This is a genomic window from Burkholderia pyrrocinia (assembly GCF_022809715.1).
In the GTDB taxonomy this organism is placed as follows: domain Bacteria; phylum Pseudomonadota; class Gammaproteobacteria; order Burkholderiales; family Burkholderiaceae; genus Burkholderia; species Burkholderia pyrrocinia_C.
Genome location: NZ_CP094459.1, coordinates 1,098,014 through 1,118,418, shown reverse-complemented (window position 1 = coordinate 1,118,418; position 20,405 = coordinate 1,098,014). Strand labels below are relative to the sequence as shown.

At 67.7% G+C, this 20,405-nt stretch carries 20 protein-coding genes; 9 read left to right on the top strand and 11 right to left on the bottom strand.

Annotated elements, in window-relative coordinates; all coding sequences use genetic code 11:
- Positions 1-116: 116 nt before the first annotated feature.
- Entirely contained in the window at positions 117-296 is a 180-nt protein-coding gene (gene rpmF, locus MRS60_RS05280; RefSeq protein WP_006759765.1) for a 50S ribosomal protein L32, read from the bottom strand.
- 98 nt (positions 297-394) lie between these two features.
- Entirely contained in the window at positions 395-1,030 is a 636-nt protein-coding gene (locus MRS60_RS05275; protein ID WP_243565320.1) for a DUF177 domain-containing protein, read from the bottom strand.
- A 210-nt stretch (positions 1,031-1,240) separates the two neighbouring features.
- Here MRS60_RS05275 and MRS60_RS05270 point away from each other — a divergent pair, with 210 nt between their 5' ends.
- The gene (locus MRS60_RS05270) at positions 1,241-1,873 is read left to right on the top strand and encodes a Maf-like protein (RefSeq protein ID WP_243565319.1); all 633 of its coding nucleotides are present in this window, start codon (positions 1,241-1,243) and stop codon (positions 1,871-1,873) included.
- Complete coding sequence (locus MRS60_RS05265; RefSeq protein ID WP_243565318.1) at positions 1,870-2,592, top strand: SAM-dependent methyltransferase; 723 nt, start codon at positions 1,870-1,872, stop codon at positions 2,590-2,592. The genes MRS60_RS05270 and MRS60_RS05265 overlap by 4 nt, the downstream gene beginning before the upstream one ends.
- Before the next feature lie 58 nt (positions 2,593-2,650).
- On the opposite strand, the gene MRS60_RS05260 is transcribed toward MRS60_RS05265, so the two are convergent.
- Genes MRS60_RS05260 through MRS60_RS05245 form a run of 4 tightly spaced genes read right to left on the bottom strand, consistent with a single transcriptional unit; the run spans position 2,651 to position 5,723 of the window.
- Positions 2,651-3,643: a S49 family peptidase gene (locus tag MRS60_RS05260; protein WP_034183088.1), complete on the bottom strand. Its 993-nt coding sequence runs from the start codon at positions 3,641-3,643 to the stop codon at positions 2,651-2,653.
- Between the two features lie 12 nt (positions 3,644-3,655).
- The gene (locus MRS60_RS05255) at positions 3,656-4,057 is read right to left on the bottom strand and encodes a Rieske (2Fe-2S) protein (RefSeq protein WP_034183087.1); all 402 of its coding nucleotides are present in this window, start codon (positions 4,055-4,057) and stop codon (positions 3,656-3,658) included.
- Positions 4,054-4,713 carry an HAD-IA family hydrolase gene (locus MRS60_RS05250; RefSeq protein WP_034183086.1) on the bottom strand — a complete coding sequence of 220 codons (660 nt, stop codon included), beginning with the start codon at positions 4,711-4,713 and terminating at the stop codon, positions 4,054-4,056. Before MRS60_RS05250 ends, MRS60_RS05255 begins: the two co-directional genes overlap by 4 nt.
- 5 nt (positions 4,714-4,718) lie before the next feature.
- Positions 4,719-5,723, bottom strand: a complete 1,005-nt coding sequence (locus MRS60_RS05245) for an RluA family pseudouridine synthase (protein ID WP_175748832.1) — start codon at positions 5,721-5,723, stop codon at positions 4,719-4,721.
- Positions 5,724-6,446: 723 nt separating this feature from the next.
- Here MRS60_RS05245 and MRS60_RS05240 point away from each other — a divergent pair.
- The 6 genes from MRS60_RS05240 to MRS60_RS05215 all read left to right on the top strand — a co-directional run bounded on the left by MRS60_RS05240 (position 6,447) and on the right by MRS60_RS05215 (position 13,700).
- On the top strand, positions 6,447-9,602 hold the full coding sequence (locus tag MRS60_RS05240) for an Rne/Rng family ribonuclease (protein WP_243565317.1): 3,156 nt from the start codon (positions 6,447-6,449) through the stop codon (positions 9,600-9,602).
- A 131-nt stretch (positions 9,603-9,733) separates the two neighbouring features.
- A complete protein-coding gene (gene moaA, locus MRS60_RS05235; RefSeq protein WP_034183084.1) occupies positions 9,734-10,846 on the top strand; it encodes a GTP 3',8-cyclase MoaA in 1,113 nt (370 codons plus the stop codon).
- A gap of 28 nt (positions 10,847-10,874) precedes the next feature.
- On the top strand, positions 10,875-11,492 hold the full coding sequence (gene mobA / locus MRS60_RS05230; RefSeq protein WP_034183083.1) for a molybdenum cofactor guanylyltransferase MobA: 618 nt from the start codon (positions 10,875-10,877) through the stop codon (positions 11,490-11,492).
- Between the two features lie 112 nt (positions 11,493-11,604).
- On the top strand, positions 11,605-12,903 hold the full coding sequence (moeA, locus tag MRS60_RS05225; RefSeq protein ID WP_034183082.1) for a molybdopterin molybdotransferase MoeA: 1,299 nt from the start codon (positions 11,605-11,607) through the stop codon (positions 12,901-12,903).
- 39 nt (positions 12,904-12,942) lie between these two features.
- Positions 12,943-13,218, top strand: a complete 276-nt coding sequence (locus MRS60_RS05220; protein ID WP_006476519.1) for a hypothetical protein — start codon at positions 12,943-12,945, stop codon at positions 13,216-13,218.
- Positions 13,215-13,700: a GNAT family N-acetyltransferase gene (locus MRS60_RS05215; RefSeq protein ID WP_105390714.1), complete on the top strand. Its 486-nt coding sequence runs from the start codon at positions 13,215-13,217 to the stop codon at positions 13,698-13,700. The genes MRS60_RS05220 and MRS60_RS05215 overlap by 4 nt, the downstream gene beginning before the upstream one ends.
- Positions 13,701-13,791: 91 nt before the next feature.
- Here the strand turns inward: MRS60_RS05215 and rmuC are convergent, their stop codons facing one another.
- The 5 genes from rmuC to pncB form a co-directional block, all read right to left on the bottom strand.
- Positions 13,792-15,270, bottom strand: coding sequence for a DNA recombination protein RmuC (rmuC, locus tag MRS60_RS05210; protein WP_034183080.1), 1,479 nt, complete (start codon positions 15,268-15,270; stop codon positions 13,792-13,794).
- A complete protein-coding gene (locus MRS60_RS05205) occupies positions 15,267-16,256 on the bottom strand; it encodes a 2-hydroxyacid dehydrogenase (RefSeq protein WP_105393607.1) in 990 nt (329 codons plus the stop codon). The genes rmuC and MRS60_RS05205 overlap by 4 nt, the downstream gene beginning before the upstream one ends.
- Before the next feature lie 81 nt (positions 16,257-16,337).
- A complete protein-coding gene (locus MRS60_RS05200) occupies positions 16,338-17,768 on the bottom strand; it encodes a sodium:proton antiporter (RefSeq protein WP_034183079.1) in 1,431 nt (476 codons plus the stop codon).
- A gap of 43 nt (positions 17,769-17,811) precedes the next feature.
- Positions 17,812-18,474, bottom strand: coding sequence for a LutC/YkgG family protein (locus MRS60_RS05195; RefSeq protein WP_105393600.1), 663 nt, complete (start codon positions 18,472-18,474; stop codon positions 17,812-17,814).
- 87 nt (positions 18,475-18,561) lie between these two features.
- Positions 18,562-19,761 (bottom strand): nicotinate phosphoribosyltransferase, encoded by a 1,200-nt coding sequence (pncB, locus tag MRS60_RS05190; protein WP_243565316.1) that lies wholly within the window; start codon positions 19,759-19,761, stop codon positions 18,562-18,564.
- 299 nt (positions 19,762-20,060) lie between these two features.
- On the opposite strand from pncB, the gene fdxA reads away from it, so the two are divergent.
- Entirely contained in the window at positions 20,061-20,384 is a 324-nt protein-coding gene (gene fdxA / locus MRS60_RS05185; RefSeq protein ID WP_034183076.1) for a ferredoxin FdxA, read from the top strand.
- Positions 20,385-20,405 lie beyond the last annotated feature (21 nt).

Genomic DNA, 20,405 nt, shown 5'->3' with positions numbered 1-20,405 from the left:
TTTCAGGCACAAAAAAGCGGCAGTTGAATGCCGCCTTTTTGTTGCGCCAGGAAAGTGTCAAGCGAACCAGTTGTCACGCGAACGGCGAACGTAGCGCGCAACGCGTGACTTGACGCTTAGTCGTTCTTCGTCTTGACGACTTTCTTGCCGCGATAGTAGCCGTTCGGGCTGACGTGGTGACGCAGGTGCACTTCACCCGTGCTCGGCTCGACTGCCAGCGGCGTTGCCGTCAGGAAATCGTGCGAACGATGCATGCCGCGCTTCGACGGCGACTTCTTGTTTTGCTGGACTGCCATGACTAACTCCTAAATAATTTTCCGGATTCTAACACAGCCCGATCCGGCGCTTAACTACCCTGGCCCAAAGCCCTTACGCCTTCCCGCGCCACAACTGCTTAGTGTTTCTTGGCGCCGTCACCGTCCTTCTTCAGCGCTTGCAGCGCTGCGAACGGATTCGGCCGTTTGCCTTCGTCCGCGGCTTCGTCGGACTCTTCGCCCGCCTCTTCCTCAGGACCGCTCGCACCCGACACGAGGCTTTCGTGAACTGCCGGGCAAACCTCGTGCTTGGGCACGAGCGGCAACGAAAGCAGCAACTCCTCTTCGATCAAGTCGACGAGATCGAACTGGCGTGAGCCCACGATCACATCGGCTTCATCGTCGTCGAGCGGAAATTCTTCAGCTTCTTCTTCGGTCGCGACGACGCGGTACACCATGTCGACGCCGAACGCCTGGTCGTACGGGGTCATGCAGCGCTGGCACGTGAGCCATGCCTGGCCATGCACCGCGAGGCGCAGATACGGCTGCTGCCCATCGGCGCCGTCGTCCTGCAATTCCTTCTGCGTGAACCCTTCCGCCTGCCACGTGAAGACCGTGTCGCGATCTGGCGCGTCCGCCGGCACTTCGTTTAACATGCGCGGCAGTTGCGAGAGGCGCACCGCCCCTGCTGCCTGTCGCCCGCTGCGGGCGAACTCGAACAGATCGACCGCGTGCGGATCAAGCGGCGCCGCAGGTTTGCCAGAAGAAGTGTTCATGTGCGCTCCTGCCTACAGGCTGACTTGCGGGATCCGGCTTGGCGCCGCTCACTCACGTACGGGTACGTACTTTACTTCCGAAGACCCGGCAGGCGCCACCACGTAAGCCTGCCGACGAAAAGCGGGAAAGCATACCTGTTTTACCTTTTGCGGTCAATCACTTAAGCTTGCGTCCGCACAACACCCGACGACTCACCGATCCAACCGACCATGCCGGATACCGTTTGCCGCCCGCCGCGGCTGATTCTTGCCTCCAGTTCCCGCTACCGCCGCACGCTCCTCGAGCGCCTCGGCGTGCCGTTCGACGTCGTGTCGCCCGACCTCGACGAAACCCCGCTCGACGGCGAAACTCCGGCCGCGACCGCCCTGCGCCTCGCCGGCGCGAAAGCGCGCGCCGTCGCCGCGACGATCGACGCGCCGGACGGCGTGCTCGTGATCGGGTCGGACCAGGTCGCGACCTTCGACGGGCTCCAGATCGGCAAGCCCGGCACGCACGAGCGCGCGCTCGCGCAGCTCGTGTCGATGCAGGGCCGCGAAGTCGAATTCCACAGCGCACTCTGCCTGTACGACAGCCGCACGGGCGAGGCGCAGGTCGAGGACATCGTCACGCGCGTGCGCTTCCGCTCGCTGCCCGAGGCCGAACTCGACGCGTACCTGCGCGCGGAAACGCCGTACGACGTCGCCGGCAGCGCTAAATCCGAAGGGCTCGGCATCGCGCTGCTCGACGCGATCGACTCGGACGACCCGACCGCGCTCGTCGGCCTGCCGCTGATCGCGCTCACGCGGATGCTGCGCGCCGCCGAATATCCGCTGTTTGCAACCACCTGTGGAGACCGCACATGACGGCCGGCACGCTTTATCTCGTCCCGAACACGCTTGGCGACGGCGACGAATCGATGCTCGCCGCCGTGCTGCCCGCGGCCGTGCAGGCACGCGCCGGCACGCTCGGCTATTACATCGGCGAGAACGCGAAAACGACGCGCGTCTTTCTGAAGAAGATCGGCACGACGCGTCCGATCCAGGAAATCGAGATCCGCGAGCTGAACGTCAATACGCCGGCCGGCGAAATCGACCGGCTGCTCGCGCCCGTGCTGGCCGGCGCGGACGCCGGCCTCGTGTCCGAGGCCGGCTGCCCGGCCGTCGCCGATCCCGGCGCATTGCTGGTACGCCGCGCGCACGAGCGCGGCGTGAAGGTCGTGCCGCTCGTCGGACCGAGTTCGATCCTGCTCGCACTGATGGCGTCGGGCCTGAACGGCCAGAGCTTCGCGTTCAACGGCTACCTGCCGGTCGATGCGGCCGCGCGCGCGAAACGCCTGCGCGAACTTGAGCAGCTGTCGCGCAAGGCGCGCCAGACACAGATCTTCATCGAGACGCCGTACCGGAATCACGCGATGCTCGATACGCTGATTGCGACCTGCGCGCCGTCGACGCAGATCTGCGTCGCGGCCGACCTGACCCTCGCGACCGAGACGATCGCGAGCCGCACCGTGGCGGACTGGAAAAAGGCGCCTGCGCCGAATCTGCACAAGCGTCCTGCGATCTTCCTGCTGCTCGCGAACTGAAGCCGCGGCCGGCCAGCGGGCCATCATGGCCCGCCGGACGCCCCTTGCCCGTCGCCGGTCAGCGCAGGCTGAACGACGCGCCGCCGGCCGTCAGCGCCTTCATCGCGGCGCCGCCGACGGCCGCGCCGAACTTGCGTGCGACGCGGTTCGTCAGGCTTTCCTTCACCGTATAGTCGACGAGATCGGGCGCCTTCAGCACGTCGCGCGCGACCGTGTCGGTCGTGCCGTAGCCGTCGGCAAGCCCGAGTTCGACGCTCTTCTCGCCGGTCCAGAACAGGCCGGAGAACATGTCGGGCGTCTCATGCAGACGCTTGCCGCGGCCCTCCTTCACGGCCTTGATGAACTGCGCGTGCACCTGGTCGAGCAGCGCCTGCGCATGCGCGTCCATCTTCGGCGTCTCCGGCGAGAACGGATCGTAGAAGCCCTTGTTTTCGCCTGACGTGTGCAGGCGCCGATCGACACCGAGCTTGCCCATCAGCCCGGTGAAGCCGAAACCGTCCATCAGCACGCCGATCGACCCGACAATGCTTGCCTTGTCGACGAAGATCTTGTCGGCCGCGGCCGCGATGTAATAGCCGCCCGATGCGCACATGTCGGTCACGACGACGTACAGCGGCTTGTCCGGATGCTTCGCGCGCAGCCGCCGGATCTCGTCGTAGACCATGCCGGCCTGCACGGGGCTGCCGCCCGGGCTGTTGATCCGCAGCACGACGCCGACCGTACCGTCGTCGTCGAACGCGGAGCCGAGCGCCGTGTTGATGTCCTCGGCATTCGCATTGACGCCGGCCGCGATCTCGCCGTCGATCGTCACGAGCGCCGTATGCCGCCCGCTCGACGATAATTTCGAATCGCTCGAGAAATCGATCAGCGCGAACGCGAGCAGCACGAACACGCCCAGGAACGCGAAGCGGAAGAAAATCTTCCAGCGCCGCGCCGCGCGCTGTTCCTTCACGGCCGCGAGCGCGATCCGCTCGAGCGCCGCGCGCTCCCAGTTCGGTTCACGGCTGTCGGGACGGGGGGAGGAATCGGGGGAATTCGGTTGGTCGGCCATGCAGTGTTGTCGTCAGTCGGTCGTGGCGGGAGCGGCAGGACGCAGGTCGGCGTCGGGCACCCAGAATACCGCACGCCCGTCGGGCGTGTCGCGTTCGTCGACCTCGACCGGCCGCAGGCGGCCGCCGCGGCACGGGCCGCCGACGCACTTGCCGGTATCCGGCGCGTAGATCGCGCCGTGCGTCGCGCACATCAGGTACAGGCCCGACGACTCGAAGAACTGCCCTTCGGACCAGTCGAGCTCCATCGGCACGTGTGCGCAGCGATTCAGGTAACCGTATGCGCGACCGTCGTAGCGCACGAAGAACACGACGGCCTGCTCGCCGCGCAGCGTCGCGTCGACGCGCACGCCGGCGCCGCCGTCGGCCAGCGCGTCCGATGCGCACACGCGCACGGCGTCCGGCGCCGCGCTCATGCGTGCTCCCGCAGCCACGCGGCCAGCGCGTCGACGTCCGGCGCGACGAAGCGCGGCGCGAGCGCAGCCAGCGCGTCGGCCGTGTGCGCGCCGTATGCGACACCGACGCCGGCCGCTCCGGCGCTCGCGGCCATCTGCAGGTCATGCGTCGTGTCGCCGATCATCACGGTGCGCGCGAGGTCCTGCCCCAATTCCCGGGACAGCTCGTGCAGCATCGCCGGATGCGGCTTCGAGAACGTCTCGTCCGCGCAGCGCGTCGCGTCGAACACACTCGTCAGCTTCGACTGGTCAAGCACGCGATTCAGCCCGACCCGCCCCTTGCCGGTTGCAACGGCGAGCAGGTAGCCCGTATCGCGCAACTCGGCGAGCAGCTCGCGCACGCCGGCGAACAGTTCGATGCGCTGGTCGTCGAGCAGATAGTGATAACGGTAGCGCTCGGCCAGCCGCGGATAGTCGGACGGATCGAGGGTCGGAGCGGTAACCTGCAGCGCATCGCGCAGGCCGAGGCCGATCACGTAGCGCGACGCCTCGTCGGATGGCGTGGGCAGGCCGAGATCGCGGCATGCGGCCTGGATGCTGTGCGCGATGTGCGCAGTCGAATCCATCAGCGTGCCGTCCCAGTCGAAGACGATCAGGTCAAATTGCTGTCGAGCCATGCGGTTCAGGCGGTATCGCGCAGTGCGCTGAGTTGGTCGAGGAAGCGCCGGCATTCGTCCGGCAGCGGCGCATCGAACTGCAGCGCCTCGCCGGTCAGCGGATGGTTGAGCCGCAGCCGGTGCGCATGCAGGAACATCCGTTTCAACGACGGCTGCGCATTCGCGCGCGCCAGCGCCTTGTTCAGTGCGAAATCGCCATACTTGGCGTCGCCGGCGATCGGCAGGCCGAGATGCGCGAGGTGCACGCGGATCTGATGGGTCCGACCCGTTTTGAGTTCCGCTTCGACGAGCGCGTAGTCGGGCCAGCGGTCGACGAGGTTGAACACCGTATGCGACGGCAGCCCGTCGTCCTGTACGCGCACGCGGCGCTCCCCTTCCGGGGTCGAATACTTGAACAGCGGTGCCTTCACCGCGCGGCGGCGCCCCCAGTCGGGCTGCCATTCGCCGTGGACGCATGCGAAGTAACGTTTGTCCATCCGGTTCTCGCGGATCTGTTCGTGCAGGCCCACGAGCGCCGTGCGTTTCTTCGCGAGCATCAGGATCCCGGACGTCTCGCGGTCGAGCCGGTGCACGAGTTCGAGGAATTTCGCGCGCGGGTGCGCCTGGCGCATCTGCTCGATCACGCCGAACGCGACGCCGCTGCCGCCGTGCACGGCGACCCCGGCCGGCTTGTCGATGACGAGCATCGCGTCATCCTCGTACAGCACGTCGAACTTCGCGGACGGCACGATGGGCGTGTCGGCGCGCGCGAGGTCCGCCGCCGCCACGCGCACGGGCGGCACGCGGACGACGTCGCCGAGGGCGAGACGGTACTGCGCATCGATCCGGCCCTTGTTCACGCGCACTTCGCCGCTGCGGAGGATCCGGTAAATATGGCTTTTCGGCACGCCTTTACAGACGCGCAACAGGAAGTTGTCGATCCGCTGACCGGCCGAGTTTTCGTCGATCTCGATCATCGATACCTGGCCGCTTGCGACCGAATTCTGGGATATTTTGCCTAACTCATTCATACTGAATATAATTTTGCCCAGCCTGACGTTGAGGGTGGCCTGACCGGCCGGCCCCGACCGAGTCGGGCAAGGTGCAAGCGGAAACCATTATTTTACTTGCGCCGGGGGTCCGCTGCTCGCCCCTAATCAAAGAGATGCAGCAAGTTGCACGCACGGCGCCGCCCGTCGGCAAGGATCGCGCCCACAGGCGGATTCGGTCGGCAAGGCGCCGCGGTAACGGAAAGTTGGTTGAAAAGAATTTGATCGGCAGCCCGACGGCGCGAAGTGCGTCCGCAGGCTGCCGGTTGCGAAAATTACGGCGTTGCGCCCGATTTGGCCCCGCGAAGCGTGCGGGGCTTGGCGACGTCAAACCAGGGAAGTACACCCCAAGCGGGAAAGTCGGGCTGGATTCGATACTCCCCGCTGCGGCCCAAGCCGCAGCATCTGCCGCCCGTCGGCGCGCGCGACGCATTGCGCGCGCCCGTGGCAATGCCCGGACTCAGGCTTAGCGCGCTTTTGTGCAGCGTGCGGTGTGTGAACGCCGTGCTTTGAAGCCGTATTCGCAGGTGCCCTACGGCCGCCGGCCCCGTCTATCGGGCCCAAGCGCCTCTTCAGGCAATTCTCCCCGCCATCGTTCCCGCTCCAGCGTGCTCGTGACAACACAACAAGGCGCGGCCTGCCGTCGTTCCCGCTCTCGCGACTGACAACCGCGAAGCGCCGGCGCGGAGCCGCCTGGAGTCGTTCATGAAACGCATGCTGTTCAATGCGACGCAGCAGGAGGAGCTGCGCGTCGCCATCGTCGATGGGCAAAAGCTCATCGACATCGACATCGAGACAGCCGGGCGCGAACAGCGCAAAGGCAATATCTACAAGGGTGTCATCACCCGCATCGAGCCGTCGCTCGAAGCGTGCTTCGTCAACTACGGCGAAGACCGCCACGGCTTCCTGCCGTTCAAGGAAGTCGCCCGCCAGTACTTCAAGGAAGGCATCGACATGCGCTCCGCGCGCATCCAGGATGCCCTGCGCGAAGGCCAGGAGCTGATCGTCCAGGTCGAGAAGGAAGAGCGTGGCAACAAGGGTGCCGCCCTCACGACCTTCATCTCGCTCGCCGGCCGCTACCTGGTGCTGATGCCGAACAATCCGCGCGGCGGCGGTGTGTCGCGTCGGATCGAGGGCGACGAGCGCCAGGAACTGCGCGAAACGATGTCGCAGCTGCAGATTCCGGACGGCATGAGCATGATCGCCCGTACCGCGGGCATCGGCCGCAGCGCCGAGGAACTGCAATGGGACCTGAACTACCTGCTGCAGCTGTGGCGCGCGATCGAAGCGGCGTCGCAAAGCGGCAACTCCGGCCAGCCGATGCTGATCTACCTGGAATCGAGCCTCGTGATCCGCGCGATCCGGGACTATTTCCAGCCCGATATCGGCGAAATCCTGATCGACACGACCGAGATCCACGATCAGGCCCGTGCGTTCATGGACATCGTGATGCCGGACAACGTGTCGAAGGTGAAGCGCTACCACGACGACGTGCCGCTGTTCTCCCGCTTCCAGATCGAGCACCAGATCGAAACGGCCTACTCGCGCACGGTGCCGCTGCCGTCCGGCGGCGCGATCGTGATCGACCACACCGAAGCGCTCGTCGCGATCGACGTGAACTCGGCGCGCGCAACCAAGGGCGCGGACATCGAGGAAACGGCGACCCGCACGAACCTCGAAGCGGCCGACGAAGTCGCCCGTCAGCTCCGCCTGCGCGACCTCGGCGGCCTGATCGTGATCGATTTCATCGACATGGAATCGGCGAAGAGCCAGCGCGAAGTCGAGCAGCGCCTGAAAGACGCGCTCAAGCACGACCGTGCACGCGTGCAGATGGGCAAGATCTCCCGCTTCGGCCTGATGGAACTGTCGCGCCAGCGCCTGCGCCCGGCCCTGTCGGAAGGCAGCCACGTGACCTGCCCGCGCTGTAACGGCACCGGCCACATCCGCGACACCGAATCGTCCGCGCTGCAGGTCCTGCGGATCATTCAGGAAGAAGCGATGAAGGAAAACACCGCGGCGATCCACTGCCAGGTGCCGGTCGAGGTGACCGCCTTCCTGCTCAACGAAAAGCGTCAGGAAATCAACAAGATCGAGTCGCGCTTCAAGGTCGGCATCGTGCTGATCCCGAACAAGCACCTCGATACGCCGCACTACAAGCTCGAGCGCCTGCGCCACGACGACGCGCGCCTCGACGATCCGCGCGCGTCCTGGAAGATGGCCGAGGAAGCTGCCCGCGAACTCGAGTCGGAAACCGGCTACAGCAAGCGCACCGCAGAAGTGAAGCCGAAGCAGGAAGCCGCGGTCAAGGGCATCACGCCCGAGCGCCCGGCCCCGAGCCCGGCGCCGCAGCGCCCGGTCGAGCCCGTTCCGGCCCCCGCACCGGTCGCCGCGGCAAGCGGCGGCTTCATCGGCTGGCTGAAGGGCCTGTTCGGCATGTCGCCGGCTCCGGCGCCCGCACCGGTTGCTCCGGCACCGGCGAAGGAACAGGCGGCCCGCCCGGCTCGCGAGCGTACCGAGAAGACCGAGCAGCGCGGCGGCGATCGCAACCGCAACCGTCGCGGCGGCGCCCAGCAGGCGCAAGGCGGCCGCGACCAGGCAGCAGCAGGCCGTGGTCAGCCGCAACGCCTGGAGCGCGAAGGCAAGGAAGCGCGCGAACCGCGTGAAGGCCGTGAGCCGCGCGAGGGTCGCGAGCCGCGTGAAGGTCGCGAAATCCGCGAAGGTCGTGAGGGCCGCGAAGGTCGCGAGGGCCGTGGCCAGCGCGAAGGTCGCGAACCGCGCGAGCCGCGTGAAAGCCGTGAGCCGCGCGAACCGCGCGAGAACCGCGAACCGCGCGAGCGTGCCGAGCAGCCGGAAGGCGTCGACGCAGCAAGTCGTGGCGAACGCCAGGAACGCGGCGAGCGTCGCGAGCGCGGCGAACGCCGCAAGCCGACCCAGCATGCGGCCACGCTCGAGACCGTCACCCGTGGCGAAAACCATCCGGAACCGGAAACCGACAAGGCCGTTGCAGAAGCCCTGCCGGGCGCCGAGCTGGCAGCCGATGCGGAAGCCGGCGCGCGTGACGGCGAGGAACGTCGCCGCCGCCGTCGCGGCCGCCGCGGCGGTCGTCGCGAGCGCGACGAAGACGGCGCAGTCGTCGACCAGGCCGAGCAAGGCCCGAATGGCGAAGCCGCAGCGCAAACCGTGACGCCGGAAGCACCGGCCGCTGTCGAACCGGCCCACACGGCCGCACCGGCAGTCGTCGCGGCCGTCGCCGCGGCAAGCGCCGTCGCCGTCGAGGCATCCGTCGAGCAGCATGCTGCGCCGGCCGCTGTCGAAGCTCAATCGGCACCGGCACACGCCGAAGCGGCTCCGGCCGCTCCGGTCGAGCCCGCGGTCGCCGTCGCGGCAGCAGCAGAACCGGCACCGGTCGCACCGGCCGTCGACACGGAAGCCGGTCCGGCTCCGGTCGCGGTTTCGCCGACCGACGCGTTCGAAGTGCCGGCAGTACCGGCAGCGGCCCCGGCCGCTGTCGAGGCGCCGCAGTCCGCGCCCGTCGAGCAGGCCGCACCGGCCGTGACGACCGAAGCCGCTCCGGTGGCTATCGAGCCGGCACGTGTCGAAGCGGCACCGGTCGAGGCCGTTGCAGCACCGGCACCGGCTCCTGCGCCCGTCCAACCGGCAGCCGCGCCCGCTTCGGCGAGCCTGGATGTCGTGCTGGAGCAGGCCGGTCTCGTCTGGGTGAACACGGACGCAGACAAGTTCGCCGCTGCACAGGAAGCCGCGTCGCGCCTCCCGCGTCCGGCGCGCGTGCCGCGCGAACGCAAGGTGCTGCCGCCGGTCGATACGGCCCCGATGCAGCAGGTCGAAACGACGCACCACTAATCGGCGCATCGCCCGACCAGGAAAAGCCCGCCTCCGGCGGGCTTTTTCACGTCCGCACCGCGGGTTTCCGCCCACCGGCCCGGTCGGCCGCTTGCGGCTAAAATACAAGTCTGGCTCGCACTTCTTTCAACATGTCCCGACGCATCATTCCTCTCGCCGACGTCAGCGGGGTGCCGGACGTCTCCGGCGTCGCGCATGCCCCCGACGGCACGCTGGCCGACACGTTCGCCAGGCCGCTGCGCGACCTGCGCATTTCGGTGACGGACCGCTGCAATTTCCGCTGCGTGTACTGCATGCCGCGCGCGGTCTTCGACAAGGACTACCCGTTCCTGCCGCACAGCGCGCTGCTCACACACGAGGAAATCGAACGCGTGGCGCGACTCTTTGTCGCACACGGCGTCGAGAAGATCCGCATCACGGGCGGCGAGCCGCTGCTGCGCAAGAACCTCGAATTCCTGATCGAGCGCCTCGCGCGCCTGACGACGCCTGACGGCCGCCCGCTCGACCTGACGCTGACGACCAACGGCTCGCTGCTCGCACGCAAGGCGCGCGCGCTGAAGGACGCCGGGCTCACGCGCGTGACGGTCAGCCTCGACGCGCTCGACGATACGCTGTTCAAGCGCATGAACGACGCCGAGTTCGCGAGCGCCGACGTGCTCGACGGCATCTTCGCGGCCCAGGCCGCCGGCCTCGCGCCGGTCAAGGTCAACATGGTCGTGAAGCGCGGTACCAACGACGGCGAGATCCTGCCGATGGCCGAGCGTTTCCGCGGCACCGGCGTGATCCTGCGCTTCATCGAATACATGGACGTCGGCACGTCGAACGGCTGGAACATGACCGAGGTACTGCCGTCGGCAGACGTCGTTGCACGGATCGCCGAACATTTCCCGCTCGTGCCGCTCGACGCGCACACGGCGGCCGAAACCGCGCAGCGCTGGGGCTATGCGGACGGCAGCGGCGAGATCGGCGTGATCTCGAGCGTCACGCAAGCCTTCTGCGGCGACTGTACGCGCGCGCGGCTGTCGACCGAAGGCAAGCTGTACCTGTGCCTGTTCGCGTCGACGGGCCACGACCTGCGCGCGCTCGTGCGCGGCGGCGCAAGCGACGCCGAGATCGGGACCGCGATCGCCCGCATCTGGCAGGCGCGCACCGACCGCTATTCGCAACTGCGCGGCAGCGCGTCGGCCGAAGCCTCGCCCGACGGCGCCGGCAAGCGCGTCGAAATGTCGTATATCGGCGGCTGACGCACGCCGCCCTTTCCACCCTCGCACGATGCCCGTTTCCGCCTCTCCCTCGATCGCCGGCCTGCTGCTCGCAGGCGGGCGCGCCACGCGCATGGACGGCGTCGACAAGGGCCTGCAACTGCTCGACGGAACGCCGCTCGCGCTGCACGTGCTGCGCCGGCTGTCGCCACAGGTCGGCGAGACGCTGATCAGTGCGAATCGCCATGCCGATCGTTATGCGGAGCTCGGTGCGCCGTTCGACGCGCGCATCGTCGCGGACGAAACGCCCGATTTCCCCGGCCCGCTAGCGGGCCTGCTCGCCGGCATGCGGGCGGCGCGCGCACCGCTCGTCGCGTGCTCGCCGTGCGATACGCCGTTTCTGCCCGCCGACCTGGTCGCGCGGCTGCATGCGGCGCTCGACGCGCAGCAGGCCGACATCGCGATGGCGGTAACCGTCGACGCGCAGCAGGCGCGCTCGCCGCAGCCGACGTTCGCGCTGCTGCGCACGGCGCTGGCCGACGATCTCGCCGCGCGGCTTGCAGCCGGCGACCGCAAGGTGCGTGCGTGGTACGCACGCCACAAGACGGTCGAAGTCGAGTTTCGCGACGAGCGTGCGTTTTACAATGCCAACTCCTGGCAGGAACTCGCCGCGCTGGCCCGTCGCTGACGGCGCCCGCGCCGTTCCCGCCCGGCGCCCGCCGCACGCGAAACCCGCGCCCAGGCACCCTCCTCGCGCCACCGGCCACGAACCCGATACGCCTCGCGGCGCAGTCCGACTGATGATCACGCAATCCTCGCCCGCCTCCCGAACCGCACCCGATTCCGATGCCCCGCTGTCGCTTGCCGACGCGCAGGCGCTCGCGTGCCGCTTCGCGGTGCCCGTCGACGCGTGCGACACGGTGACGCTGCGCGACGCGCTCGACCGCGTGCTTGCGGCCGACGTGAACGCACCGTTCGACATTCCCGCGTACGACAACTCGGCGATGGACGGTTATGCGTTCGACGGCAGCACCGGCGCGCCCCCGTCGCCGCAGGGGGACGTCGCGCTGACGGTCGCCGGCACCGCGTTCGCGGGCCATCCGTTCGACGGCGCCGTGGCGGCCGGTTCATGCGTGCGCATCATGACGGGCGCGCCGATGCCGGCCGGATGCGATACGGTGATTCCGCAGGAACGCGTGCACGTCGACGGCGACACGATCCGCTTCGCCGCGCACGACATCGCGCGCGGCGCGAACTGCCGCAAGGCCGGCGAGGATCTCGCGCGCGGCGCCTGCGCGCTCGCCGCGGGCCGCATCCTGCGGCCGTCCGATCTCGGCCTGCTCGCGTCATTCGGCTTCATCGACGTCACGGTGCGCCGGCGCGTGCGCGTCGCCGTGTTCTCGACCGGCGACGAACTGCGCGAGCCCGGCGAACCGCTCGGTCGCGGCGCACTGTATGACAGCAATCGCGGGATGCTGATCGCGATGCTCGAAAGGCTGCACGTCGACGCGATCGATCTCGGGATTGTCCGCGACGACCCGGCCGCGCTCGAAGCCGCACTGCGCGACGCCGTCGCCGCGCAGGCCGACGCGGTGATCACGTCGGGCGGCGTATCCGTCGGCGAAGCCGACTTCACGCACGACGTGATGGCGCGGCTCGGCGACGTCACGTTCGCCAGCCTCGCGCTGCGGCCCGGCCGGCCGCTCGCGTGCGGCACGCTCGCACGTGCGCCCGGCGGCGCCGGTCACGCGCTGTTCTTCGGGCTGCCCGGCAATCCGGTCGCGTCCGCCGTGACGTTCTACGCGATCGTGCGCCCCGCACTGCTGACGCTGGCCGGCGCGCAGACGCCGCCGCCGGCGATGTACACGGCGCTCAGCACGCATGCGCTGAAGACGCGTCCGGGCCGCACCGAATACCTGCGCGGCATCGCGACGCGCGCCGTCGACGGCCGCTGGCACGTCGCGCCGGCCGGTTCGCAGAGTTCTGCGTCGCTGAGCGGCCTCGCGGCCGCCAACTGTTTCATCGTCCTGGGTCACGATACCGCGGCAATCGACGCGGGCACCCCGGTCGACATCCTGCCGCTCGACGGCCTGATCTGAATTCCACTATCGATATATCTCTACGGGGGCAATCCGCACATGAAGAAACAAATTTCGTCGATCGCCGCGGGGCAGACCGCGAAGGCGCTGATCCTCGTCTACCTGACGTTCAGCGTGCCGATCGTGCTGCTCGGCATTCTCGTCGCGTACATCCGTTACGGGATGGTCGAGTTGAGCACGATCCTGAGCGCGCTGCTGCTGAACGCCATCCTCGGCTTCGTGCTGCTGTGGATCGCATGTCACGCATACAACTGGGTCGCATCGCGCTTCGGCGGCATCGAGATCGTGCTGTCCGATCCGCCGGAGGAAGCGTGAGCGACGCGCCGCTGATCCGCGCGGCCGAAGCGCGCGACGTCGGCGCGATCCTCGCGCTGATGCGCGAGCTGGCCGAATTCGAGAAGCTCACGCATCTGTTCGTCGCGACCGAAGCGGATCTCGCCGACGCGCTGTTCGGCGAGCGGCCTGCCGCCGAAGCGCTCGTGGCCGAGCGCAACGGCGCGATCGTCGCGTATGCGCTGTTCTTCCACAACTATTCGACGTTCCTCGGCCGTCGCGGCCTCTATCTCGAGGATCTGTACGTGCAGCCGTCGCAGCGCGGCACCGGCCTCGGCACCGCGATGCTGCGCCACCTCGCGGCACTGGCCGTCGAGCGTCGTTGCGGGCGTTTCGAATGGTCGGTCCTCGACTGGAACCAGCCCGCGATCGATTTCTACGAAAAGATGGGCGCGACCGTGCTGCCCGAATGGCGCATCGTTCGCGTAACGGGCGACGCGCTGGATACGCTCGCAGGCCGCTGAGCGTCGGCCCGCGCGAGCCGCGGCCGAACTACCCTGCTGCAAAAGGAAACGGGCGCCGACGGCGCCCGTTTTCATTGCGATCCGCACTCGATCAAGCGTCGTCGGCATCGGCGCCGTCCGCGCCGTCCGAACCGAGCAAGCCGGCCGCCGTATCGCCCGGCAACGCCTCGACCTGCTTCAGCTTGCGGCTCATCACACGCGTACGCTGCTCGGCGGACTCGATCGAGCGCGTGACCGTTTCGAGCTGCGCCTTCGTGCGCGCGAGCACGTCGCCGAACTTGCCGAACTCCGTCTTCACCGCGCCGAGCACTTGCCATACTTCGCTCGAGCGCTGCTCGATCGCGAGCGTACGGAACCCCATCTGCAGGCTGTTCAGCAACGCGGTGAGCGTCGTCGGCCCCGCGACCGTCACGCGGTAGTCACGCTGCAGCAGGTCGGTCAGCCCCGGGCGGCGCAGAATTTCCGCATAAAGCCCTTCGGTCGGCAGGAACAGCAGCGCGAAATCGGTCGTGTGCGGCGGCGCGACGTACTTCTCGGCGATCGTGCGCGCCTCCAGCCGCACGCGCGCTTCGAGCGCACGTGCCGCTTCCTCGACCGCCGCCGCATCGGCGCGCTCCTGCGCGTCGATCAGCCGCTCGTAGTCTTCGCGCGGGAATTTCGCGTCGATCGGCAGCCACACCGGCGGTGCGTCGCGCGTGCCCGCATCGCGGCCCGGCAGCCGGATCGCAAATTCGACGCGCTCGGTACTTTTCGGCACCGTCGCGACGTTCTTCGCGTACTGGTCGGGCGTCAGCATCTGTTCGAGCAGCGCCTCGAGCTGCACCTCGCCCCAGGTGCCGCGCGTCTTCACGTTGGTCAGCACCTTTTTCAGATCGCCGACGCCCGCCGCGAGCGTCTGCATCTCGCCGAGCCCGCGATGGACCTGCTCGAGCCGGTCCGACACGAGCTTGAACGATTCGCCGAGCCGCTGTTCGAGCGTCGCGTGCAGTTTCTCGTCGACGGTGCGGCGCATCTCCTCGAGCTTCGCCGCGTTGTTCGTCTCGATTTCCTTCAGCCGCTGTTCGAGCGTCGCGCGCACTTCGCCGATCCGACGATCGTTCGCTTCGGTCAGTTGCGTGAGCTGCCGGTTCAACGTATCGCCGAACAGCCTGAGCGCGGCCGTCTGCTCCTCGCGCGCCTGCTGCGCCTGACGCTGCACGCTCTCGCGCATCGCGTCGAACTGCTGAGCATTGCCGGCGACGAGCTTGCCGAGCTGCTGAGCGAAACCCTCGATCTGGTTGTTCTGCACGGTCGCCACGCTCGTCAATTGCGCGGCGAGCGTCTGCTGAAGCTGCGAGAAACTGCCGGCCAGCTCGGTGCGCGAACCGCGCGCGTTCTCGACGATCTCGCCGCGCAATTCGCGTTCGAGCCGCTCGACCGCGCGCGCCTGCGCATGCGCGGCATCCTCGATCTGGTCGCCGAGCACCGCCGCATCGTCGTGACGGCCGCCGCCGCGCACGATCGCGACGATCGCCACCGCAAGCGCGACGGCCAGCACGACGACCGCCGCAAGCAACAACGTCATCGTCATGCGCGCGGCTTCCCGATCACGTCAGGGTTGATCGGATTCGGCGGCTGTCCCGCGCGCGGCCCCTCGCCCAGTGCGGCGATCAGGTTGTCGGCGGCGAGGTTCGCCATCGCACGGCGCGTCTTTTCGGTCGCGCTCGCGATATGCGGCGTCAACACGACGTTCGGCACCTCGAGCAGCGCCGGATGCACGGCCGGTTCGCCTTCGTATACGTCGAGGCCGGCCGCGGCGATCGTCCCGTCGCGCAGCGCGGCGGCCAACGCCGCGTCGTCGACGATCCCGCCGCGCGCGATGTTGGTCAGCGTCGCGGTGGGCTTCATCTTCGCGAGTTCGGCCGCGCCGATCGTGTGATGGTTTTCCTTCGTGTACGGCAGCACGAGCACGACGTGATCGGCGCGCGCGAGCAGCGCATCCTTCGACACGTATTCGGCGTTCAGCTCGGCCTCGATCTCGGGCGCGACCCGCGACCGGTTGTGATAGATCACCTGCATCCCGAAACCGCGCGCGCGGCGCGCGAGCGCCTGGCCGATGCGGCCCATCCCGATGACGCCGAGCGTCGAGCCGTAAATGTCGGTGCCGAGGAACCCGTCGTACGCCCACTTCTGCCAGTGACCGGCGCGCAGCCAGTGTTCGGATTCGGCGATCCGGCGCGCGGCGGCCATCATCAGCGCCCAGCCGAAATCGGCGGTCGACTCGTTCAGCACGTCCGGCGTGTTGGTGCCGAGCACGTTCGCCGCGTTGAACGCGGCCATGTCGAAGTTGTTGTAGCCGACCGCCATGTTCGACACGACACGCAGGCGCGGCGCCGCCGCGAGCGCCGCCGCGCCGACCGGATCGCCGGCCGTCAGCGCGCCGTCCTTGTCGGCCAGACGCGCGGCGAGCGCATCGGGTGCGAGCGCGTCGCCGTCGTTCCAGTCGACTTCGAAATACTGCTTGAGGCGTTCGATCACGTCCGGAAAGATCGGACGCGCGACCAGAATCTTCTGCATCGCCATCTCCGTATGCCGCGGGCCGATCAGGGCGCGCATCGCGCCGCCGGGACTGCCCGCGCTTGGTTGAAAGTTGTCAGGTTACGCCGGGAAGAAAATCAGCGACGTCAGCAGGAACACGGGCACCAGGATCACGAGCGCCCAGCCGAGGTACGCGAAGAAGCTCGGCATCTTCACGCCGCGCGACTCCGCGATCGCCTTCACCATGAAGTTCGGCGCGTTGCCGATATAGCTGTTCGCGCCCATGAACACCGCGCCTGCGGAGATCGCGGCGAGCGTCGACGCGCCCGTCGTCATCAACGTCTGCGCATCGCCGCCCGCGAGATTGAAGAACACCAGATAGGTCGGCGCATTGTCGAGGAACGACGAAAGCAGGCCCGTCGCCCAGAAATACATCGCGTCGATCGGCTTGCCGTCCGGCCCCGTGACGAGATGGACGATCTGCGCGAACGCGCCGTCCGCGCCCGCGCGCAGGATCACGATCACCGGCGCGATCGTCACGAAGATTCCCGCGAACAGCTTCGCGACCTCCTCGATCGGCGCCCAGTTGAACGCGTTGCCTTCACGCGCGGAACGCGGCGTCAGCGCGAGCGACGCGAGCGTCACGACCACCAGCGCGACGTCGCGCGCGAGGTTCTGCAGCGCGACGTGCGTGCCCCACACGTCGAACGCGATGTCCGGCTTCCAGATGCCGCTCATCAGCACGAGCGCGACCACGGCCGCGAGCAGCACGAAGTTGATCTTGCCGTCGATCGACAGCGCCGCGCCGTCGGGCGTCGGGTCGAGCGCGGCCGGCCGCTCCTCGCCGCCCTTCCGGTAGAAATACGTGTCGAGCACGAAGAACAGCGCCAGCAGCACGACGCAGATGAACAGCATCGGCAGCGCGAGATGGGTCGTCGTCCAGAAGAAGCTCACGCCGTTCAGGAAACCGAGGAACAGCGGCGGATCGCCGAGCGGCGACAGCGAGCCGCCCGCGTTCGCGACGAGGAAGATGAAGAAAATCACGACGTGCACGACATGCTTGCGGTTGTCGTTCGCGCGCAGCAGCGGCCGGATCAGCAGCATCGCGGCGCCGGTCGTGCCCATCACGCTCGCGAGCAGCGTGCCGAGCGCGAGGATCGCGGTGTTCAGCTTCGGCGATCCGTGCAGGTTGCCGTTCACGTAGATGCCGCCTGCCACCGTATAGAGTGCGGTGAGCAGCACGATGAACGGAATGTATTCCTCGAGCAGCGCATGCACGAGCGTGCCGAACGCGGTGCCCGCGCCGAACGCGAACGCGAACGGGATCAGGAATACGACCGCCCACCCGGCCGCAATCTTGCCGAAGTGGTGATGCCAGAACACCGGGGCAACGAGCGGGAACAGTGCGATGGACAGCAGGATCCCGGCAAACGGGATGCCCCAGAGTGCGGACAGCGTGGCACCGTCGAGCGTTGCGGCCGATGCAAGCGCGGGAACGGCGCCAAGCGCGACTCCCGACGCCATGCCCGCCCAGGCGGCATGTCGTTTCATGCAGAACTTCCTTGTTCGAGTGGTAGTGGATGCGGCGGGCGCGTCATGCGCCCCGGACGACGATCGCATGCACGCGATACGGGCCGTGCGCGCCCAGTACGATGGTCTGCTCGATGTCGCCCGTGCGCGACGGGCCCGATACGAAATTGACCGCGCGCGGCAACTCGCCGCGCTCCGCACGGATCAGCGCGAACGCGTCTTCATGACCGGCGACGATCCGCGACGCGGGCACGATCGCGATGTGCGTCTCCGGCAGCAGGCCGGCCGATGCATAGGTATCGGGACCGGACAGCAGCACCAGCGAACCCGTTTCGGCGGTCGCGCAAAAGCAGCCCGTAAGGCCGACGAGATCGCCGTCGCGCGGCTTGCGGCACTCGACCGACAGGCCTGCGCCGGCCCAGTCGAGATCGGCCAGCGTGCGCCATGCGACGGCCTGCGTCGGCAGGCCGTGAGCGGAAAGATAGCGGGCAGCGGCGGCCGGTGCGTCGGCGAGCGTCGCGACTTCGTCGACCGTCGTCGACAGGCGTGCCGCTTCGTCGACGAATGCGGCGACGAGATCGGCCGGCATCGGCGGGCGCGGGCCCTGCGGATGGCGGGCGAGATAATCGGCGACGCCGTCGCGCTCCGCTGCATCGGGCTCGGCCGCGCGCCCCTGCGCCGCGCGAATGCGCGCGAGGATCTGGCGACGGGCAGCAGAAGTGTCCATGAACGGTCCTCGTGACGTTGGCGTGCAATACGTCGGATTATACCGGCCGCCCCTGCCGCCACGCACCTTCGACCGAACGGCCGACGCTCACTTCGACGCGTCTTCATCGACCGGCTGCGCGATGCCGAACACCTGGCGCAGGTACGCGAGATAGGCCTTGTCGTCGCACATGCTCTTGCCCGGCGAATCCGACAGCTTCGCGACCGGCTGGCCATTGCAGCGCACCATCTTGATCACGATCTGCAGCGGCACGTAGCCGAGGTCGTTGGTGAGGTTCGTGCCGACGCCGAACGCGAGCTTGCAGCGGCCGCGGAACCGTTCGTACAACTGCATGACCTTCGGGATGTCGAGCGCGTCCGAGAACACGAGCACCTTCGTGCGGGGGTCGCACCGGTTCGCCTCGTAATGGCGCAGCATCCGCTCGCCCCAGTCGAACGGATCGCCCGAATCGTGGCGCGCGCCGTCGAACAGCTTGCAGAAGTACATGTCGAAGTCGTTCAGGAACGCATCCATCCCGTAGACGTCAGACAGCGCGATCCCGAGGTCGCCTCGATATTCCTTCGCCCACATCTCGAAGCCGTAGATCTGCGAGTCGCGCAGCCGCGGGCCGAGCGCCTGGCACGCCTGCAGGTACTCGTGAGCCATCGTGCCGAGCGGCGTGATGTCGTGCTTCATCGCGTACAGCACGTTGCTCGTGCCCGCGAACTGCGGGCCGAGGCCGTCGCGCAGCGTGAGCGCGACTTCCTCGTGCCAGACCTTCGAGAAGCGCCGGCGCGTGCCGTAGTCGGCGATCTTGCAGTCGGCGAACTCGGGCTTCGCGCCGAGCAGCTTGATCTTCTCGCGCAGCCGCTCGCGGCCTTCGCGATAGTCGGGCTCGCGCTGCGTGTTGCGGAAATAGACTTCGTTGACGATCGCGAGCACCGGGATCTCGAACAGGATCGTATGCAGCCACGGCCCCTTGATCTCGATGTCGATCTCGCCGTTGCCCTTCGGCGAAGGCGTGATCGAGATGTACTTCTCGTTCAGGTGGAACAGCGCGAGGAAGTCGACGAAATCGCTCTTGATGAAGCGCATCCGCCGCAGGTAGTCGAGTTCGACGTCGGAAAAACGCAGCGAGCACAAGCCGCGCACCTCGTCGCGGATCTCGTCGATGTACGGCACGAGATCGACGCCTTGCGTGCGGCACTTGAAACGGTATTCGACGTTTGCCGCCGGGAAGTGATGCAGGACGACCTGCATCATCGTGAACTTGTAGAGATCCGTGTCGAGCAGCGAAGTGATGATCATGATTTGCGGCACCGCCAATATCGTGACAGGGCCCCGGCGCACAGCGCGCCGCCCGGTCTGTCGGCCATGTTACCCGAATGCGGGCCCGACCATCGCGAAACCGCCTGCCGCCCCGCTCCGTCGCGCCGACGCCCGTATCCGGGTTCCTCTTTGCGCGCCCCTCGGCGGGCCCCATAAACTAATCACGAAACGATATAAGCCGGAAAGCCGACCACGCCATGCGGGTTTTGCGCTTCAGTTACAATGCCGCTTTTGGCGCCAACGCCACCCCATATATACCGCCAAGCAGGAGCGTTTTAATGACTCACGTTGTGACCGAAGGCTGCATCAAGTGCAAATACACGGATTGCGTGGATGTGTGCCCGGTGGATTGCTTCCGTGAAGGTCCCAACTTTCTCGCCATCGATCCGGACGAGTGCATCGACTGCGCCGTGTGCGTTGCCGAGTGCCCGACCAATGCGATCTATGCCGAAGAAGACGTTCCGGGCGACCAGCAGCAGTTCACCGAGCTGAATGCCGAGCTGGCAAAGGGCTGGCCGTCGATCACGAAGACCAAGCCGGCACCGGCCGACGCGGACGAGTGGAAGGACGTGCAGGACAAGCTGCACCTGCTCGAGCGCTGATCGCGCGGCGGCCGCAGAAAT

Excerpts from the sequence above, each read along its gene's own strand:
- MRS60_RS05200 (WP_034183079.1), bottom strand. The coding sequence starts at position 17,768 with ATGAAACGACATGCCGCCTGGGCGGGCATGGCGTCGGGAGTCGCGCTT.
- pncB (WP_243565316.1), bottom strand. The coding sequence starts at position 19,761 with ATGATCATCACTTCGCTGCTCGACACGGATCTCTACAAGTTCACGATG.
- MRS60_RS05220 (WP_006476519.1), top strand. The coding sequence starts at position 12,943 with ATGAAGAAACAAATTTCGTCGATCGCCGCGGGGCAGACCGCGAAGGCG.
- fdxA (WP_034183076.1), top strand. The coding sequence starts at position 20,061 with ATGACTCACGTTGTGACCGAAGGCTGCATCAAGTGCAAATACACGGAT.
- MRS60_RS05195 (WP_105393600.1), bottom strand. The coding sequence starts at position 18,474 with ATGGACACTTCTGCTGCCCGTCGCCAGATCCTCGCGCGCATTCGCGCG.
- mobA (WP_034183083.1), top strand. The coding sequence starts at position 10,875 with ATGCCCGTTTCCGCCTCTCCCTCGATCGCCGGCCTGCTGCTCGCAGGC.
- MRS60_RS05275 (WP_243565320.1), bottom strand. The coding sequence starts at position 1,030 with ATGAACACTTCTTCTGGCAAACCTGCGGCGCCGCTTGATCCGCACGCG.
- rpmF (WP_006759765.1), bottom strand. The coding sequence starts at position 296 with ATGGCAGTCCAGCAAAACAAGAAGTCGCCGTCGAAGCGCGGCATGCAT.
- moaA (WP_034183084.1), top strand. The coding sequence starts at position 9,734 with ATGTCCCGACGCATCATTCCTCTCGCCGACGTCAGCGGGGTGCCGGAC.
- MRS60_RS05240 (WP_243565317.1), top strand. The coding sequence starts at position 6,447 with ATGAAACGCATGCTGTTCAATGCGACGCAGCAGGAGGAGCTGCGCGTC.
- MRS60_RS05265 (WP_243565318.1), top strand. The coding sequence starts at position 1,870 with ATGACGGCCGGCACGCTTTATCTCGTCCCGAACACGCTTGGCGACGGC.
- MRS60_RS05270 (WP_243565319.1), top strand. The coding sequence starts at position 1,241 with ATGCCGGATACCGTTTGCCGCCCGCCGCGGCTGATTCTTGCCTCCAGT.
- MRS60_RS05205 (WP_105393607.1), bottom strand. The coding sequence starts at position 16,256 with ATGCAGAAGATTCTGGTCGCGCGTCCGATCTTTCCGGACGTGATCGAA.
- MRS60_RS05260 (WP_034183088.1), bottom strand. The coding sequence starts at position 3,643 with ATGGCCGACCAACCGAATTCCCCCGATTCCTCCCCCCGTCCCGACAGC.
- MRS60_RS05245 (WP_175748832.1), bottom strand. The coding sequence starts at position 5,723 with ATGAATGAGTTAGGCAAAATATCCCAGAATTCGGTCGCAAGCGGCCAG.
- rmuC (WP_034183080.1), bottom strand. The coding sequence starts at position 15,270 with ATGACGATGACGTTGTTGCTTGCGGCGGTCGTCGTGCTGGCCGTCGCG.
- MRS60_RS05255 (WP_034183087.1), bottom strand. The coding sequence starts at position 4,057 with ATGAGCGCGGCGCCGGACGCCGTGCGCGTGTGCGCATCGGACGCGCTG.
- MRS60_RS05250 (WP_034183086.1), bottom strand. The coding sequence starts at position 4,713 with ATGGCTCGACAGCAATTTGACCTGATCGTCTTCGACTGGGACGGCACG.
- moeA (WP_034183082.1), top strand. The coding sequence starts at position 11,605 with ATGATCACGCAATCCTCGCCCGCCTCCCGAACCGCACCCGATTCCGAT.